Source organism: Proteiniborus sp., from assembly GCF_040308045.1.
Classification (GTDB): Bacteria; Bacillota; Clostridia; order Tissierellales; family Proteiniboraceae; genus Proteiniborus.
In genome coordinates, this window is the sequence record NZ_JAWRHZ010000061.1 from 138238 (window position 1) to 156371 (window position 18134).

General features: G+C 34.1%; 13 protein-coding genes, 1 pseudogene and 1 other annotated feature. Of the genes and pseudogenes, 3 read left to right on the forward strand and 11 right to left on the reverse strand.

Annotated elements, in window-relative coordinates; translation table 11 throughout:
- Nucleotides 1-82: 82 nt before the first annotated feature.
- The 4 genes from ABV008_RS13665 to ABV008_RS13680 all read right to left on the reverse strand — a co-directional run bounded on the left by ABV008_RS13665 (nucleotide 83) and on the right by ABV008_RS13680 (nucleotide 5143).
- Nucleotides 83-724 carry an amino acid ABC transporter permease gene (locus ABV008_RS13665; protein ID WP_352420391.1) on the reverse strand — a complete coding sequence of 214 codons (642 nt, stop codon included), beginning with the start codon at nucleotides 722-724 and terminating at the stop codon, nucleotides 83-85.
- A gap of 25 nt (nucleotides 725-749) precedes the next feature.
- Nucleotides 750-1568, reverse strand: a complete 819-nt coding sequence (locus ABV008_RS13670; protein WP_352420392.1) for an amino acid ABC transporter substrate-binding protein — start codon at nucleotides 1566-1568, stop codon at nucleotides 750-752.
- 81 nt (nucleotides 1569-1649) lie between these two features.
- Nucleotides 1650-1907, reverse strand: a binding site (T-box leader).
- A 161-nt stretch (nucleotides 1908-2068) separates the two neighbouring features.
- Complete coding sequence (locus tag ABV008_RS13675; protein ID WP_352420393.1) at nucleotides 2069-3979, reverse strand: aldehyde ferredoxin oxidoreductase family protein; 1911 nt, start codon at nucleotides 3977-3979, stop codon at nucleotides 2069-2071.
- Nucleotides 3980-4105: 126 nt separating this feature from the next.
- On the reverse strand, nucleotides 4106-5143 hold the full coding sequence (locus tag ABV008_RS13680) for a M42 family metallopeptidase (RefSeq protein ID WP_352420394.1): 1038 nt from the start codon (nucleotides 5141-5143) through the stop codon (nucleotides 4106-4108).
- 344 nt (nucleotides 5144-5487) lie between these two features.
- On the opposite strand from ABV008_RS13680, the gene ABV008_RS13685 reads away from it, so the two are divergent.
- Both ABV008_RS13685 and ABV008_RS13690 read left to right on the forward strand, forming a co-directional pair.
- Nucleotides 5488-5955: a hypothetical protein gene (locus ABV008_RS13685; RefSeq protein ID WP_352420395.1), complete on the forward strand. Its 468-nt coding sequence runs from the start codon at nucleotides 5488-5490 to the stop codon at nucleotides 5953-5955.
- 19 nt (nucleotides 5956-5974) lie between these two features.
- Nucleotides 5975-6331, forward strand: a complete 357-nt coding sequence (locus ABV008_RS13690; RefSeq protein ID WP_352420396.1) for a hypothetical protein — start codon at nucleotides 5975-5977, stop codon at nucleotides 6329-6331.
- Nucleotides 6332-6448: 117 nt separating this feature from the next.
- On the opposite strand, the gene ABV008_RS13695 is transcribed toward ABV008_RS13690, so the two are convergent.
- A complete protein-coding gene (locus ABV008_RS13695) occupies nucleotides 6449-8467 on the reverse strand; it encodes a thioredoxin domain-containing protein (protein WP_352420397.1) in 2019 nt (672 codons plus the stop codon).
- A gap of 180 nt (nucleotides 8468-8647) precedes the next feature.
- Here ABV008_RS13695 and ABV008_RS13700 point away from each other — a divergent pair, with 180 nt between their 5' ends.
- Nucleotides 8648-9208, forward strand: a complete 561-nt coding sequence (locus tag ABV008_RS13700; protein WP_352420398.1) for a cupin domain-containing protein — start codon at nucleotides 8648-8650, stop codon at nucleotides 9206-9208.
- Nucleotides 9209-9309: 101 nt separating this feature from the next.
- Here the strand turns inward: ABV008_RS13700 and ABV008_RS13705 are convergent, their stop codons facing one another.
- From ABV008_RS13705 to ABV008_RS13730, 6 genes and pseudogenes are all read right to left on the reverse strand, one after another.
- Nucleotides 9310-10011 carry a nickel-dependent hydrogenase large subunit gene (locus ABV008_RS13705; RefSeq protein WP_352420399.1) on the reverse strand — a complete coding sequence of 234 codons (702 nt, stop codon included), beginning with the start codon at nucleotides 10009-10011 and terminating at the stop codon, nucleotides 9310-9312.
- A gap of 29 nt (nucleotides 10012-10040) precedes the next feature.
- Nucleotides 10041-10322: a ribosomal protein L7/L12 gene (locus ABV008_RS13710; protein ID WP_352420400.1), complete on the reverse strand. Its 282-nt coding sequence runs from the start codon at nucleotides 10320-10322 to the stop codon at nucleotides 10041-10043.
- Between the two features lie 116 nt (nucleotides 10323-10438).
- Complete coding sequence (gene polC, locus ABV008_RS13715; protein ID WP_352420401.1) at nucleotides 10439-14782, reverse strand: DNA polymerase III subunit alpha; 4344 nt, start codon at nucleotides 14780-14782, stop codon at nucleotides 10439-10441.
- A gap of 210 nt (nucleotides 14783-14992) precedes the next feature.
- A pseudogene (locus tag ABV008_RS13720) lies at nucleotides 14993-15567 on the reverse strand (branched-chain amino acid transport system II carrier protein).
- A 180-nt stretch (nucleotides 15568-15747) separates the two neighbouring features.
- Complete coding sequence (locus ABV008_RS13725; RefSeq protein WP_352420402.1) at nucleotides 15748-17091, reverse strand: glutamine synthetase family protein; 1344 nt, start codon at nucleotides 17089-17091, stop codon at nucleotides 15748-15750.
- A 49-nt stretch (nucleotides 17092-17140) separates the two neighbouring features.
- Nucleotides 17141-18118, reverse strand: a complete 978-nt coding sequence (locus ABV008_RS13730; protein WP_352420403.1) for a sigma-54 interaction domain-containing protein — start codon at nucleotides 18116-18118, stop codon at nucleotides 17141-17143.
- Between the last annotated feature and the right edge of the window lie 16 nt (nucleotides 18119-18134).

The following is an 18134-nucleotide window of genomic DNA, read 5'->3' on the forward strand; positions in this document are numbered from 1 at the left end:
TAAATCAATGTCATAGATAGTTTTGGTTATAAAGTAAATAATTAATGAAATATTATTCTCATAATGAACTAGAATCTTCTCTTTACTGATAGTATGATAATCGCTCTTCAAAAACCTTGAATAATTTTGATAATATGCCTGTTAGTATTAAGTAAAATATACCTACTACAATTAAAGGTACTAAAGATGCATCTCTGTTTGAAGCTATTTTCCCTGCTCTTAAAAGTTCACCTAAGCCTACTACATAGACTAACGATGTATCCTTTACTAAAGTAATTACTTCATTTGCAACAGGTGCTAAGGTTCTTTTTATAGCTTGTGGAAAAGTTATCCAGACAAATGCCTGGCTAGGGGTAAAACCTAGTGCTTGTGCTGCCTCAGATTGTCCTATGTCTATAGACTTGATTCCACCTCTGAATATTTCCCCGAAATATGCTCCATAGTTCAGTATAAAAGCTATTATTGCAGCAGGAAATCTGTCAAGTACTATACCTATTAAGGGAAGACCGAAAAAGACAAATATTAATTGTAAGAGTAAAGGTGTTCCTCTCATAATCCAAATGTAAAGCCCAGTTACCTTACTTAAAGATTTTATCTTTGATAATCTGCATAGGGCAACAATAATTCCTAGTATAATAGAAAATACTAAAGTTATTGAAAATACTTCTAAAGTAACTGCAGTACCTTGAAGCATTGAATATATAAGGGTAATAATATGTTGCATTTCGACCTTCTCCTTTAACTAAGATTTACTCAAACCATTTACCGTATATTCTTTCATAGGTTCCGTCTTGTCTCATATCATCCAATGCTTTATCCACCTGTTTAACCAATTCTTTGTCTTGTTTTCTCATGCCTATTCCATATTCTTCTTTTCCAAAATTATCTTCAAGAACATTATACTTATTAGCTCCTCTTTGCTTAATATAGTACCTAGCCAATACTTCATCTCCAACAAATGCATCTACTCTGCCTGCTTCTAGATCCATTAAAGCCTCGTTGTTAGTATCGAATACTACTGGCTCTCCTCCTTTAAATAAGCTAACTATATCAGGTTCTTTGTTCATTGCTTCTATAGCACTTGAGCCATTTTGAGCTGCAACATTTTTATCTTTAAGCTTCTCTTTACTAAGTATATCTGAGCCTGATAATGTTATAATAATCTGTTTATTTTCTAAATAAGGCTTAGAAAATGCTACTTTCTCTTTTCTTTCATCATTTATTGAATATCCATTCCATATTAAATCAATATTACCTGCTCCAAGCTCAGACTCCTTCATAGTCCAATCTATAGGCTGAAACTTAACCTCAATTCCCACTCTCTTAAACACTTCTTTAGCTAAATCTACATCAAAGCCTACAATTTCTCCTTTTTCGTCTTTGAAGCCCATAGGTGCAAAAGTATCATCTAGCCCCATAATTATATAACCTCTTTCTTTAATCTTTGAAAAACTATCTTCATTTTTTAGATCGCTATTTGACGCATTAGTAGAACAACCTGATGCAGTAAGAACTCCAATGATTAATAAACTAAACAATACCACTAATTTTGTAAAAATTTTTTTCATAATATCCATCTCCTTAGTTTTTTTGATTTTTAAATAGTTTATACATTGCTAAAAATAAAAACTCCCGTCATCTAGTAAATACTAGAGGACGAGAGTTTTACTCACGTGGTTCCACCTCAATTCATTGATATCTCACAATACCAACCTCTTCAAGTACAACAAACTTTCGTTATACTCTAGCACTATAACGGGTGCAGGGGCTCCGATAACATTCTACTACCTTTAAGGGTTCGATGCATAGCTCAGAGATGTGTTCAAAATATCTTTAATATCTCCTTTCACCAACCGGAGACTCTCTGAAAAAAAAATATTTCTACTATTTCTCGTCGTAGCCTTTATAATTTTTAATCTTATACTTTATCATGATAAAGCATTAAAGTATTTTTGTCAACAGTTTTTTTATTTTTATCTAACCTCCAGCTGCTGCTGATAAAATATGTATCTCATCATTGTCATTAAGTTTTGTTTTAAACAATTTTTTGCTCACTATATTCTCTCCATTAACTCTCTCCTTCTAAGCCAAGTTTTTTTAGAGTTGACTTTGTTGGTATGCCATCTTCACTCCAACCTCTGGATTTATAGTACTTTGTTTTTAATTTTTCTAAAGGCACAACGGATTTATTATTATTTTGAGACTGGGGCTCATCTGTTAAACGTTTTGGCAGGCTATCTTGACTTGAATTTAATCCCATTCTTATGTTAAATATTCTTTCTAAGTTATAGCCTCTTTCTCCTATTGTCTTAAGTCTGCCTAAGCTTATATTCATACCTGTAACACTAGACAATGCTTTTGTATGAGGAATAAGTGATAGATTAAAAGGAAGAAGCTTTTCATTTGCATTATTTATAGAATTAACTAATCCTCCAGTTATTGACGTAGTTAAAGCTTTGTTAGCTGTTCTAGCTATTCTGCTGTTTGGACGCTTTAATAAAAACTCTGGAAACATTGAGTACAGAGTAAATAAGCAATTTCCTCCTGCTGAAACTGCTTCCATAATATTTTGTGACAGTATGGATAGCTCTGCCTTTCCTTTTTCTGAGTATGGATCTATAGACAGTCCCAATCCTTCGAATAAAACCATATACCCTGCATTAAGATGGCACCCACCTCTATTGGCAACAGCATATCCAAGGCCTTGTCCTACTGCTGATCTAGGCTCATATGCTGCCAGTTCCATTCCTTTTACATGAATAGCAAACTCTGACCCGCCAAATTTCTCTGATAAATATCTGGAGCCCTGAGCAAGTAAATCCCCAATACCTCTTCTATAGGCAATATCTTCGAATATTTTTGAAAGTCCTTCTATCTTCCCAAACTCCAGTCCATTGTCCCAAAGGCCTTTTTCATTGAGCTCCATTGCAAAGGCTATTGTTCCTGCGGTGCTAATAGTATCCATTCCTAATTCGTCAAGCTCATAATTCCATTTCAAAATCTTTTCTAAATCATTATTTTCAATATTAGAACCCAGCAGTACTAAGGTCTCAAGTTCTGGTCCTTTTATCTTTTTCCCTTCTATTTCTACCTGTCTGCCACATTGTATAGGGCAGGTAATGCATCCCTTATTTTTCACTAAATGCTTTTCAGCTAATACTTCTCCCGATATCATTTCAAAGTCTTTATATTGACCATGTTTAAAATTTCTTGTAGCTAAAATCTTTCTATTATGCATTAAGCTAATTAACCCAGCAGTCCCTAATTTAGGCAATTGCTCTCCAGTCAAAGGATGGTTTCTTAGCATGCTTACCCAGCTTTTATATATTTCTTTTGTCTTTTCTGGAGCATTTATTACTGGTCTTTTATTCCCATATGCTACTATTGCCTTAAGGTTTTTGCTTCCCATTACTGCCCCTGTTCCGCCCCTGCCTGCTGCTCTTTCTTCACTAAATATTCCAGCATATCTTACAAGATTTTCTCCAGCTGGTCCAATGACTATCTTGCCTCTGTTTTTACCTAAGAGTTCTTGGGCCTCTGATATAGTTTTACCCCATAGGTCAGCAGCATCATGGAATTTAACTTCTTCTTCCGTTATTTCAATCCATATGGGTGTCTCGGACTTTCCTGTAATTACAAGTGCATCATATCCAGCTTTTTTTAAATATAGTCCAAAGCCTCCTCCACAATTAGAAGATGTCAAAAGTCCTGTTAAAGGTGATAAGGTAGATATATTAAATCTGCTTGAAGCAGGTGCACCCGTACCTGTTAAAGGGCCTGTTGATACGACTAGGTAATTGTCCTTAGAGAAGCTTTCTGTGCCTTTTTTTACATTGTCATATATGATTTTTGCAGCCATGATTTTGCCACCTAAGAACAACTCCCTATCCTTGTCTGACCATGGATACTGGCTAGTTTCTCTGTTAGACAAATCTATCTTTAATACCTTTCCCATATATCCGCCGTATTTAGTACTCATTTACTCACTCCTCATATTAGCAATAACCTCTACTAACATTAATTATACTTAAGATTATATCTTCCACAAAAAAGAACCACTTGTCAATATATTTAAGTGGTTCTGTTAGTACATTCTCTATGTGGATTATTCTGCTAAAGTGTAGTTAATTAAAAGCTTCATTGTGTTTTCCACAGCTTTTATATGTGTTCTTTCATAGTGATGAGTAGCATCAACTCCTGGTCCTATACATGCAAATTTAAAATCAAATCCCTGTCTGATAGCTTGGCTGGCATCTGAACCATAGCTAATATATACATCAACTTTATAATCTATATTGTTTCTTTCTGATATTTCAACAAGTTTACTTCTAAGGTCATAGTCATATGGTGTTGACTTATCCTTGGCTGCAATAGTCACACTGAATTCGTCTGATTCTTGTTCGCCTCCTACAGGGCCTATATCTATGGCTACAAATTCAGTTGTGCTTTCTGGTACTGCTGAGACTCCATGGCCAACTTCTTCATAGTTACTTATAAAAAAGTTTATTGTGTATTTTGGCTTTATATTATTATCCTTTAGGTATTTGCAGATTCCAAAAATCATCCCTACAGCTAATTTATCATCTATGTATCTTGACTTTATAAAACCATTGTCAGTTATTTCTGTTAAAGGATCTACATGTGCATAATCGCCTGGATTTATTCCTAATTTCATAACATCTTCTTTAGTCTTTACTCTCTCATCTAGTCTAATTTCCATATTTTCTTCGTTTCTTAATGTCTCTCTTGCGGCAGTTGGGTATATATGCGTTGATGCGTAGACCGGTAATATGGTTCCTCTGTACTTATTTCCATGTCTTGTTTCTACAAAAACATTTGCACCTTCTAGGGTTGTCCATGTACCTCCTGCAACTCTAACAATTTTTAATCTTCCATTAGGTTTTATTCCCTTTATCATTACTCCAATAGTATCTATATGGGCTGATATGGTCTTATGCTCTTTAGTATTTTCTCCTTCAATAGTTGCTATTACTGCTCCTTTATTTGTTCTAAATGTTTTTATGCCCATATCCTCAAACTGTCTTCTTACTTCATCTAAAGCTTCAGTTGTCTTGCCTGATGGGCTTGGTATATTTAAGTACTTAATCATAGTGTCTATTACATACTTCATGTCAATATTCATCTTTTGTCCCCCTAAATTATGATATTAATAAAAAAGCTTTCTAGTACATACCTCTTATAATACATGAAAAACATGGTTTGTAATTTTATATCATCTTTTTTCCTAATGTAGCGACATATACTACGTTATAACACAAACTCCTATTTGATAGATTATGTCGCCAAATTCATAATTAAAAATACTTATATATTACATTAATTGTACAACATTTCTGACAACTTTTCACTATTGTTTATAAAATCATAACAAACAAGTTCTTGCACATCTACATTTGTTAATACTTTGTGTCACACAATTAACTTATTTGTATGTTATATTATCAGAGATAAGGGGGTAAGAATAACTTGAAGGATTATTTAAAATTTTTATGTTCCAGCCTTAATATTAAGCTTGTTTATACTAACAATAAATATACAGTTTTATCAAATGGAACAAAAGACAATATTCCAGTAATAAGAGTCCATAAGATGTTTAAATACTGCGATGAAAGTATAGCAAAAGCCATCATAGAATACTATGTTTCTCGTAATGCCGAATTTTTACATCTTATAGAGGAGTATTTAAAGCAAAAAGGTATATCAAAATATAAAATCACTAAGCCTGTTAAATTTTCTTATCCAACAGAGAATGATTCACTTACAGAAAACATAGGTAAATCAAGAACTAAATCTGAAATAGAAGCAAGTATTTTTAATATTACTTTAACAGATTTCAAAGGAAATGTATCTCAAATCAAACCAAATGAAGCGATTAGTCCATTAAATGATGATTTTTATGAATTAGACATTATTGTTGACTATACTAATACATAAACTATAAGGAGGTGTTTTCATGGGTTGGAAATTAAAAAGAATTGAATTGGCGGGAAAAGGAAAATTAAAGCCAAATGAGGAAAGGGATATTGTTATCTTTTTAGAAGAAGAAAAAAGAGCAGCAATACATGGAGTTGTAAAGTTTCCTGATGGCTGCCCAGTAAAAGGTGCAGTAGTCAAACTATTTGAAAGAGAGAGCAAGTGTAAATTAAAACCTATAACATTTGCATTTACTGATGAATGTGGACAGTTTTTATTTGGAGTAGATTCTTGTAAGGATTTTGTTATAAAAGTATTCTTCTTCCATCCAGAGCATATGCCTATGCCACCAAGCTGTAAAAAGGACGATGATGACTGCGGTTGTGAAGAATATTAATTAGTTGTAAACCTAAACAAAGGTTTTAAAACCTCTGTTTAGGTTTTTATATATTCGTTCTCAGAAATCTAACTGTTTATAATATCTTCGGAGGGTACAAAGAACTACATCACATTATCATCCTAAAATTTTTTCTATATCATTAGTAGGCTCATGACAAGCAAAGTTCTCACATATATATGCAGTCGCCTTATTGCCTATCATTTGCTGGTTTTGTATAAATGGAGCTATCTTAAATAATTCTTCATTTCCTTCATTAAGTACAATAGATGAAAAAGGTAAAAAGTGTTTGTTATATTTAGATAGCATGGACTGAGTTCCTTCATCTTCTTTTCTACCTGAAATCACTATTTCTTTTGTAGCTGTATTAGCATACAAAAATGCCATCATTAAAAATGAATAGGAATTTGGATTTTCCCTTACATTACCGCCAAAGGTATTGAAAATTTGATTTGCCCTATTCTCTAATTCTTCATTTCCAGTTATCTTTGAAAGTCTGAGCATATTTAATGCTGCTACTGAATTACCTGAAGGTATGGCTCCATCGTATACTTCTTTAGGTCTAACAATCAGCTTTTCACTATCCTTTCCATATAGATACAAGCCACCATTGTTTTCGTCCCAAAATAAACTTATCATATCACTATTTAAGTCTATGGCTTTCTTTAAATATTGAACTTCAAATGTAGCCTGATATAGTTCTATAAGCCCCCATACTAAAAAGGCATAATCATCTAAATATGCTGGATAAGCTGACTCACCATCACGGTATCTTGCTAATAGTCTCTCTTCTTGAGTTATTAGCTTATCAAAAATGAAGCTCACGCTCTTTTTAGCTGCATCTATATACCCTATATTGCCAAACACTCTACCAGCATAAGATAATGCTGCAATCATCAGTCCGTTCCATGATGTTAATATCTTGTCATCTTTGTGTGGGTGAACTCTTTCTTCCCTATATTTAAAAAGCTTCATTCTCATTTTGTCTAGTTCATTTTTCAAGTCCATGTTATTTTCAATTTCTAGTAAATCCTTGCCTATTAAATTCGGAATATTTTTACCTTCAAAATTCCCTATTGGAACAATATTATAGTTGTCACAGAAAATCCTACTATCATTTTCTCCTAGTATCTTTTCGATTTCTTTTACTTCCCAGATATAGAACTTTCCTTCTTCTCCCTCTGAATCTGCATCTTCAGCAGAATAAAAGCCTCCCTCATTTGAAGTCATATCCCTTAATACATAGGTAAAGATTTTCTCAGATATTTCTTTGTAAATTTCTTTGCCTGTAGCTTGATAAGCCTCTGTATATGCAATGGCTAATAAGGCATTATCATATAGCATCTTTTCGAAATGAGGAACAAGCCATTTTTCGTCTACTGAATACCTAGCAAATCCAAATCCTATATGATCAAATATTCCACCTTTATACATTGATTCTAATGTCTTCTCTACTATATATAAAGCATCATCATTTCCTGTAGACTTCCAGTATCGCAGTAAAAATAATAGATTATGAGGTGTAGGGAATTTAGGCGCATCTCTAAATCCACCGTATATTGAATCAAATAAATAGGAAAAATTCTTAAATGCTTTATCTGTTATTTTTTTATCTAATATATCTTTTGAATGTGTAAGATAGGATTTTTCTACTGCTTCTTGGATATCTTCACTAGACTTAATAAATTCCTCCCTGTTATTTTTCCATGCCTTAGATATTCTTTCAAGCATCTCTATTAAGCCAGGTCTGCCATATTTGCTTTTCTTAGGAAAATATGTACCTGCATAAAATGGTTTTTTATCTGGAGTCATAAATATGGTCAAAGGCCATCCTCCCTGTCCAGTTAGGGCCTGACAAAAAGTCATATAGATGCTGTCAATATCTGGTCTTTCTTCTCTATCAACCTTTATAGCTATATAATTTTGATTTAATACCTCTGCAACTTCTTTGTCTTCAAAAGATTCACGCTCCATAACGTGGCACCAATGGCAAGTCGAATATCCTATGGATAAAAATATAGGTTTGTCTTCCGCTTTTGCTTTTTCAAAAGCTTCATCTCCCCATGGATACCAATTTACAGGATTGTTTTTATGTTGCAATAAGTATGGAGATTTTTCGTTAGCTAATCTATTCATAATATCACTATCCTTGTCTATTATTATTATTGGATATAATACCCAATAATAATGAAAGATATTAGGATAAAAAAAGAAAATCATAAATGACCATATATTTACCTATTCTAGTAAATTAAATCACATCTTCTTAAAATAAACATACGATAATACTATAAAACTATGAAAGGAAGGAGCAAAATGTATAACGCTAACAATATGTATTACTATAATAAAATGTATCAATGCCCTTACTATACCAATATGCTAATGTATAACTCAGGTTTATGGAGTATGATTCCTAAACAATATGTTCCCTATACTTGTCAGCCCCATACTGGAACCCCAATTATATTAAAGGATTATGGACCAAATCCATTTGTAGTTAACATTGAAGAGGCTGCTAAGCAAAACAATAATTTTCGTATTGCTTTATGGACAGGATCTCATCTACAGCTTACCTTAATGAGCATCAATGTTGGCGAAGACATAGGTCTGGAAGTCCATCCAAACCTTGATCAATTTGTACGTATTGAAAAAGGCCAAGGGCTTGTTAAAATGGGTGATAGAAAAGATAGGCTTGACTTTCAAAGAAAAGTATATGATGACTATGCATTCATCATACCTGCTGGTAAATGGCACAACTTAATCAATACAGGTAATAAACCGCTTAAATTATACTCTATCTATGCACCACCTCAGCATCCATTTGGTACGATTCATAAAACAAAAAAAGATGCTGAAGAACACCACGAACACTAATATCAAAAAACTATAATAAGGCTTGAAAAAGCCAGCTTCCCATGGCAACATCAAATCATCATAAAAGCTGGTTTTAATAGTGGAAAAAAACGCCCTCTTTTTCACGGCACCACCTGTATAGTATTAATATGCTTTCCTTCAACGTAGACGTGGGTTGCACAAGAGATACAAGGGTCAAAAGACCGAATGACTCTGCCTAGTTCTACAGGATTATTAATATCTTTTACAGGTGTGCCGATAAGTGCTTGCTCAGCAGTTCCTTTCATATCATTACTGCTTCGAGTTGAAAGGTTCCAAGCAGATGGAGTGATGATCTGGTAAAAGGAAATAACCTGATTCTTAATTTTCAACCAGTGTCCTAGAGCACCTCTCGTAGTATCAATCAAACCTTTTCCAATAGCTGTTTCTGGAATAGAATACTCCTTTTGTACTGATACACCGGGAATAAGATTCTCAAGTAGTGTATTCATAACTAATGCTATCTTCCTAGCTTCTAAAACTCTGGCAATGGTCCTGTCCATGGTTGATATTCCATTTCTATATTCACCAGAAAGCCACTGCCTTGCCAATGGGCCTGTTTCAAAAGGCAGATTATTGTATCTTGGAGCCTTGACCCATGAATAAGCCCCGGGCTTGCTCATATCTGCTTCTGAATTAGCTTCATAAGGTTTATCTGAGTTTTGTCTGTCTTTATACCAGGCATAGTCAATTTCTTCAGTGATATTATCTAGATTGAATACATTTGTTATGCCACCAGTATATACAAGTGGATTTACGTATAGGGTTCCCAGGTTCTTACACAAGGCGACTTTTAAAAATCGCCTTGTGTCTATTATAGACTATCAACATAATCCTTTGCTTCTTTTAGCCCCATTCCTGTAGCCTCTCTCAACTTTTTTATTGCCTTGATTTTTTGGTTTTCCTCAACAAGTCTTATTAATTCATCTTTTAATTCATCGCTTATATGTTCTTCAGATAGTTCAGATAGTCCAAAATGCTCTATAATTATATTTAATTTTGATTCTATCCGTTTTTGATTGCGTTGTAATACATTAATATTCACATTAAAAATAGTGAACATAATAATTATTAAAACCATAGGTATATATTCCATATTTCAACCTCCATCACTAGATAAATAAATTAAAAGGACAAGGGTAAGGAAAAGGGAGTTTTTGAAACCATTTTTTCAGTGGTCTCGAAACGTCCCCTTGTCCTATAGAAATCTCATTAGATTGCATCAAAAAAACTTATTTGATTACTTTCTGGAAGACCTTTTAAGCAGCCAAACTTCTTAAGTAAATCTATGCCGGAATTTCCGATCTTGGCACGTTTCCTTACATCCTCTATGGAGCTGAAGGGTTTTTCTTGGGCTGCACTAAATATACCTTCTGCTGCAATGGTTCCCATGCCGGATATACTATTTATAGGTGGCCTTAAGCCACCCTCCTCTACTAGGAATTTGGTAGCATGAGACTTATATAAATCAATAGGCAGGAATTTAATTCCCCTCTCGTACATTTCCAGAACCAATTCCAAGTCATTGTACATATCATTATCCTTAGGGGTAACTTGATTGCCCATCATTTGAATTTCATTCATCTTTTCTTTAACCTTTTCTTTTCCAAATATCATAAACTCGCTGTCAAAGGCCTTTGCTCTAATAGTAAAATATGCTGCGTAATAGGCCTTAGGTATATGAACCTTAAACCAAGCTATTCTGAAGGCCATCATTACGTAGGCTGCAGCATGGGCTTTAGGGAACATGTATTTTATCTTTCTACAAGAATCTATGTACCACTCAGGCACCTCATGTTTCCTCATTAAAGCCTCATATTCCCCCCATTTTTCAGGATCCTTTAGAGCCTTTCCTTTACGTACCAATTCCATGATTTTAAACGCAGTATTTGGAGGCAGACCCTTTTTAATAAGATAAATCATTATATCATCTCTGGTACATACTGCCTCACTTAATGTAACTGTTCCCGCATCTATTAAGTCCTTAGCATTTCCCAGCCACACATCGGTACCATGGGAAAGTCCTGAAATACATATTAAATCTGCGAAGGATGTGGGCATTGTATCCAAAAGCATTCCTCTTACAAACTTAGTGCCAAACTCAGGAATGCCAAAGGTTCCTACCTTGGAATTAATCTGTTCAGGTTTTACTCCAAGGGCTTCCGTGGATGAAAATATGGACATGGTCTCCTTGTCATCCATAGGTATCTTTTGAGGATCCACTCCAGTTATATCCTGCAGCATCCTTATGACTGTCGGGTCATCGTGGCCCAGTATATCCAACTTCAACAAATTCTGGTCAATGGAGTGATAGTCAAAATGTGTTGTTATAATGTCTGAATTTGAATCATCAGCAGGGTGCTGTACGGGGCAAAATTCAAAGATTTCCCTGCCCTTTGGCACTACTATAATTCCTCCTGGATGCTGCCCTGTAGTTCTTTTTATACCTGTACAGCCTGCTGAAATTCTAGTGATTTCTGCCTTGTTTACTATAAGATTTTTTTCCTCAAAATACTTTTTCACATAGCCGAAGGCTGTTTTTTCTGCTATAGTACCTATAGTTCCAGCCTTAAAGGTTGTGCCCTTTCCAAAGATAACCTCTGTATATCTATGGGCCTTCGCCTGATATTCTCCTGAAAAGTTTAAATCTATATCCGGCTCCTTATCACCATTGAATCCTAAAAAAGTTTCAAAGGGTATGTCTATACCATCCTTAGCCAACTTTTCCCCACAAACCGGACACAGCTTATCTGGTAAATCAAAGCCGTTTTTAACGCCATAATCCCCAAAGTCCGAATACTTGCACTTAGGACACCTGTAATGAGGTGGCAGAGAATTAACTTCTGTTATACCGGTCATATTTGCAACAAAGGAGGAGCCTACTGAGCCTCTAGAGCCTACCAGATAGCCATCCTCATTTGATTTCCATACCAGCTTTTGAGCGATAATGTACATTACGGAGAAGCCATTTTTTATTATAGAATCCAGTTCCTTATCAAGTCTTAACTGAACAATTTCTGGCAATGGATCTCCGTATAGCTCATGTGCCTTCCCATAAGCAATATCCTTAATTGTCTGCTCACAGCCATCTATGTGGGGTGGACATTTTTCTGGTGAAATAGGACTAATCTGCTGACACATATCTGATATCTTATTGGTATTTGTAACCACCACCTCATAGGCCTTTTCCTCTCCTAAATAAGAGAATTCCTCAAGCATCTCCTCGGTGGTTCTTAAATATAAAGGTGCTTGATTATCTGCATCCTTAAAACCCTGCCCTGCTTCCAAGATACGCCTGTATATCTCATCCTCAGGATCCATAAAGTGAACATCTCCCGTGGCTACTACAGGCTTATTTAATTTTTCTCCCAGGGCTACAATTATTCTATTGATTTCCTTTAGATATTCTCTATTAGGTACCTGCTCTGTCCTTACTAAATAATCATTATTTGCTAGAGGCTGTATTTCTAAATAATCGTACTCCTCTGCAATTGATTCAATTTCCTCATCGGATTTTCCTAGGAGTATTGCCTGATATAGCTCGCCTTCACTGCAGGCACTTCCAAGAATTAAGCCCTCGGAATATTTTTTATACATACTCTTTAATATACGGGGTTTTTTATAAAAATAGTCTAAATGAGAATAAGATACTAGTTTATATAAATTCTTTAAACCTACATAATCCTTTGCAAATATTATTGCATGATAGGTTTTAAGCTTTTTATATTCCTCCTTCTTAGCCTCCTCATCAGAACCATATTTATCTATATCCTCAAGAGATTCCGCTCCTCTTTCCTTTAGCTTTTCAAGCATTATATTAAACACCTTAACAGTTGTACCCACGTCATCTAAGGCTCTATGAGCAACCTCAACCTTAATGCCAAGGTTTTTAGCAATTCTTCCTAATTTATAGGTTTTAAAATTAAAAAATAATTCTTGTGCTAAGGACAAGGTGTCTAGGTATGTAAAATCGAAATCATAGCCTAGTGCCCTTGCATTATGTTTTAAAAATCCTATGTCAAATTCAGCATTGTGTGCAACTAAAACACTTCCCTTTATAAAATCCAGCATTTTAGGAAATATCCTCTCTATGGTTTCTGCATCCCTTACCATATCATCGGTTATATTGGTAACCTCCACAACTCTTGGTGGAATAGGTTTTTCAGGATTTACAAAGCAGCTGAATTCATCTATTACCTTTCCATCTTTAAGTTTCATGATTCCTATTTCAGTTATTTTTTCAGTAACTGGTGAAAAACCTGTAGTTTCCAAATCCAGTACACAATAGGTGGTATCAATACTTTGCCCCTTGGGGTTTGTTACAGAGGGCTTTTTGTCTGGTGCCAAATAGGCCTCTACTCCATATATAACCTTCATATTAGGATTATCTCTTCCTAAAAGCTTATGGGCCTCAGGAAAGGCTTGTACTACTCCATGATCCGTTATGGCAATGGATTTCATACCCCAGCTCATGGCTCTTTTAATCAAATCAGTAGCACTGGTCATAGCATCCATCTGACTCATTTGTGTATGCATGTGCAGCTCTACCCTCTTAACCTTTGCCTTATCCTGTCTCTTAGCCTTCTTCATTCCTTCTGTTTCTACTATAGTATTGGCAATAATCTCAACTTCCCTGGAAAATTTGCTATAGCCTGCATTTCCAGAAAGCCTGATACCCTTAGCCTTTTTAAGCCTGGATAATACCTCATCTCCTTCACCGGGCTTGATGAATGACTTACAAGTCATAGAGCTTGAGCCATCATATAAATCAAAGGAAATTAATGTTTTCCCGCTTCTTAATTCCTTTGCTTCTATATTGGATATTTTACCCTCTATAGCTATTTTCCCCTCATTCGTTATAATATCAGTAATTTTTATTATAGGTTCCTTAATCTTGGAGCTTCTACCTAATATTAAGAATGGATCACCTTTTTTTTCATTGGTTTCTGCTTTTATTGCCTGTTTATTTTCTCCAGCTTCCTTCGGCAATTTGGGGACATTATTGCTTGGTGTTCCAATATCTCCCTCTTGGGTAAACAGCATTTCATATGCAAGTGTTTCTTCTCGCAGCTTTATTAATTCTTCACTGCTTAATTTATCTACGAAATTTATTTTATATGATGTTCCGTACATTTTTTTTATAACCTCATGAATTTTTTTATCATAATTCATGGTTTTTAATAAACCTGATACCGGAATTTTAAAGTTGAAATTTATGGTACCTTCAACTACTTCATATTCACTATTATTCAGCACTGCTTTTAAGGCAGGATATTTATCTGTCAAGGAAAATATTATATTTTTGAGTTCCTTCTCTACAGGCTTTTTATCCGTTCCCTTAGCATATTTTACAGTGACAATAGAATCTTCTAAGGCAAATCTTTCTCTTATAAATTTATTAAAACGTTCAAATTCTCTTATTTCAATATATTTATCAGAGCTGATTTTCATTTCCATGGTTTTAGTTTTTTTTCTTAAGACTACCGCTTCTACAATGGCCGTATTTATGTTACCCCTTGCTTCATAATCACTAAAAATTTCATTTATTCTTTTCATTTTACTCTTACCCTTCTTACAAAAACTTTAAGTTAACTATCTTCATGGATAACGACATTAATTTATTTGCTTTTAGAGTTCGTTATTTATACTATTATATAAGATAGGCTTATGTTTTGTCATGTATGAAAAAGAGGTATAAAAGTACTTCTTTATAAACAGCACCTTTATACCTCCCTTATATTTATTTTATATATCTTTTATTAGATATTACTCAAAGCATGTCACGAATTTATAAAACAACAGGATACTTCTCCGATTGACTAACATATTATCATCTGTTGCAATTAATAAAATAGATAAAAGTACTAAGAAAACAGGAGTAAGATATTTACCTACCAAGTCTAAGATCCGTCCTGGTCGCAGTGAAAAATAAAGAGTTAAAGCAAAAAAGATGAATGAAAAAATAAACAATCCCAATTTTAAATGTTCTTCTTTAATAAAAGAACGCATTCCTACTTCAAATGCAACCGTTGCAGTACGCGGAATAGCAAATAATGGACCAATCGTTAAATATAATAAACAAGTAAATAGAATTGCATATCCTGAACTAACTGGCCTTCCCATATCAAGTAAGTTTTCACTCTCTGAGAGTGCTGAAGCGACAATTCCCAATATAGGCAATCCTACACCTGTAATTAAAATCCAATAGTGGCTAGTACCATATGACTTCCAGCTGCTTGTCCCATTTGTACTGGAAAAATCAAGTTGCCAGCGCCAAAAAATAATCCAAATAACAATGAGCCTATCAGCAAGTTTTGCTGAAAACTTAGTCTTTCGTTCAAAAAAATCCTCCTTGAATATTTAAATTTTGTCAGAATTTTTTGCTATTCTTTTTTCTCAAATCTCATTCTTAATATCCTTTTAAAACAACATTTGTCACTGTATAATAGATTAATATAGTCAATGAAATGTTGCACATCAGCAGAATTTCGTGCAACAAATATTGTAATTGTATATTATAACTAAATTAGATTTAAATATTCAGATAATTCCCAATCACTAATATGACTCATGTATCTATTCCATTCACATTCTCTAAGGAGAATATATTTATTAATAAATTCTTCTCCTAAAATAGATTTAAAGAAAGTATCTTCTTTTAGTTCATTTAATGCAGCTATTAATGTGTTAGGGAGTCTATGATAAATGTCTTCATAAGTAGTATTCCCATTACAAGGTTCAGGAGGCTTTATTTTGTTTTTTATACCATCCAATCCTGCTGCTAAAATTGCAGCTAGTGTAATATAAGGATCTGTATCAGAGCCAGGTAGTTTATTTTCAATTCTTGTATTTTGGTTTCTACTATAAGGTACTCGTATCATAGCCCCTCTATGTTCATACCCCCACGATATTGTAGTAGGAGCAAATCTATAATCTTCAAACCTTTTATAACTATTTACTGTAGGATTAACTAGGCAACACATACTATTTGCATGCTTGACTTGTCCACCAATGAAATTGTGACATGTTTCTGATAGGCCATCTGCTGCATTATCATCCGCAAAAAGATTGTTTCCTTCATTATCATATAGAGATATGTGTAGGTGAGCGCCGCTACCACATTGATTAGCCTTTGGTTTTGCCATGAAAGAAGCAATTAAATCTTTTTGTTGAACTATTTCTTTTATACTTGTTCTATAATAATACGCCATATCAGCTATCTCAACGCCCCAAAAAGGAGAATTTGTTATCTCGAACTGTCCTGAAGCATATTCGGTATTTGCTATTTCAGGACCTGCGCCTATGGCAGATAGATTGTACATAATTTCTTCGATAATATCAATAATTTCTTTCTGATGCACCTCTGAGAAGCATTGTTTACTATTCGAAATCGGATTGAGACCATCAGTTGTATTACTTCTGAATATAAAAAATTCATATTCGAAAGCTCCTTTTACCTTGATACCTTCTCTCTCATATAATTCTATTACCTTTTTTAATACATTTCGTGGTGCAAATTCTATAAGTTTACTAGATGGATCATAAACATCTGCAATAACCCTTGCTGTATTAGGGTGATAGGGAATTATACAGAATGTAGACATATCAGGTTTAATAAGCCAACTTGGAAATCCGCCTCTATAGCCATATCCAACTTTATCGTTTAATTCTCCTTTTGTATCAAAAGAAAATGCAGCAGATGATAAACCTAGACCAGAATCAATCACATGTGACATAAAATGTTCAATAGAAACAAACCTAGAACGATTAATATTAGACATATCATTAACACAAACTATAATTGTTTTAATATTATTATTATGGATTAACTGAGATATTTGATCTTTGTTATAATTAGTGGTCATGTAAATTCCTCCCTCCATTTAAAATATTAGAATTAACCAATATATTACATTAACTATTACTGTAGGCTAATTCCTCGAGATTATAAAGCTTAATCCTACGTAGTAATGTCGCATTGCTAATTCCAAGCATAGAAGCAGCACGTCGTATGCTGCTAGCTGACTGTAAGGCATTAGATATAATTTCTTTTTCGAATGATTCCACCAATTTTGGCAAAGAAGGCATATTTTCACTTACATCACAATCAATAAATTTCAAAGATGAATTTAATGCTTCAACAAGGTATTTGGGCAAATCATCAACAGTAATTATATCTTTTTCTGCAGTAATATATGATACTTCCACAATATTTCTAAGTTCTCTAACGTTGCCGGGAAACTTATGATTGAGAATTACATTTAATGAACTTTCATCAAATGATTTTTCCATACCATATAATTCATTAAACTCTTGCAAAAAATGTTCCAACAAAGGCAATATATCATCTTTTCTCTGACGCAATGGGGGAATTGATACTGTTGCTATACTCAATCTATAGAATAAATCCATCCTAAAAGTATCGCATTTGACAGCATCCCATAAGTTTTTGTTTGTACATGTAATTATTCTTACATCAATAGGCTTTGACCAACTACTTCCTATCTTCCTTACTTCACGTTCTTGCAAAACTCTCAAAAGTTTAACCTGTAATAATGGAGAGAGTTCACCAATTTCATCTAGTAGCAAAGAGCCTCTATCTGCTGATTCAAATAAGCCTACACTGCCTCTACTATTAGCTCCTGTGAAGGCTCCACGCTCATAGCCAAAAAGCTCAGAATCAAGAAGTGACTCGGGAATTGCGCCACAATTAACTTTTAAGAATGGCATATTAGCGCGAGGACTACTATTATGAATGAGGTTAGCAATGACTTCTTTACCAACTCCTGTTTCACCCTCTATTAAAACAGTTGTAGGAAAAGAAGCAAACTTCTTTGATAGTTCATAAACTTTTTGCATTTCAGAACTACAGAATATGCCATATTGGTTCATAAATATCCTCCTTCTG

What these genes read in the sequence shown, in the direction of transcription:
- ABV008_RS13675 (WP_352420393.1), bottom strand. Translation starts at nt 3,979, where the DNA reads ATGAGTACTAAATACGGCGGATATATGGGAAAGGTATTAAAGATAGAT.
- ABV008_RS13670 (WP_352420392.1), bottom strand. Translation starts at nt 1,568, where the DNA reads ATGAAAAAAATTTTTACAAAATTAGTGGTATTGTTTAGTTTATTAATC.
- ABV008_RS13665 (WP_352420391.1), bottom strand. Translation starts at nt 724, where the DNA reads ATGCAACATATTATTACCCTTATATATTCAATGCTTCAAGGTACTGCA.
- ABV008_RS13710 (WP_352420400.1), bottom strand. Translation starts at nt 10,322, where the DNA reads ATGGAATATATACCTATGGTTTTAATAATTATTATGTTCACTATTTTT.
- ABV008_RS13700 (WP_352420398.1), top strand. Translation starts at nt 8,648, where the DNA reads ATGTATAACGCTAACAATATGTATTACTATAATAAAATGTATCAATGC.
- ABV008_RS13695 (WP_352420397.1), bottom strand. Translation starts at nt 8,467, where the DNA reads ATGAATAGATTAGCTAACGAAAAATCTCCATACTTATTGCAACATAAA.
- ABV008_RS13725 (WP_352420402.1), bottom strand. Translation starts at nt 17,091, where the DNA reads ATGACCACTAATTATAACAAAGATCAAATATCTCAGTTAATCCATAAT.
- ABV008_RS13730 (WP_352420403.1), bottom strand. Translation starts at nt 18,118, where the DNA reads ATGAACCAATATGGCATATTCTGTAGTTCTGAAATGCAAAAAGTTTAT.
- ABV008_RS13680 (WP_352420394.1), bottom strand. Translation starts at nt 5,143, where the DNA reads ATGAATATTGACATGAAGTATGTAATAGACACTATGATTAAGTACTTA.
- polC (WP_352420401.1), bottom strand. Translation starts at nt 14,782, where the DNA reads ATGAAAAGAATAAATGAAATTTTTAGTGATTATGAAGCAAGGGGTAAC.
- ABV008_RS13690 (WP_352420396.1), top strand. Translation starts at nt 5,975, where the DNA reads ATGGGTTGGAAATTAAAAAGAATTGAATTGGCGGGAAAAGGAAAATTA.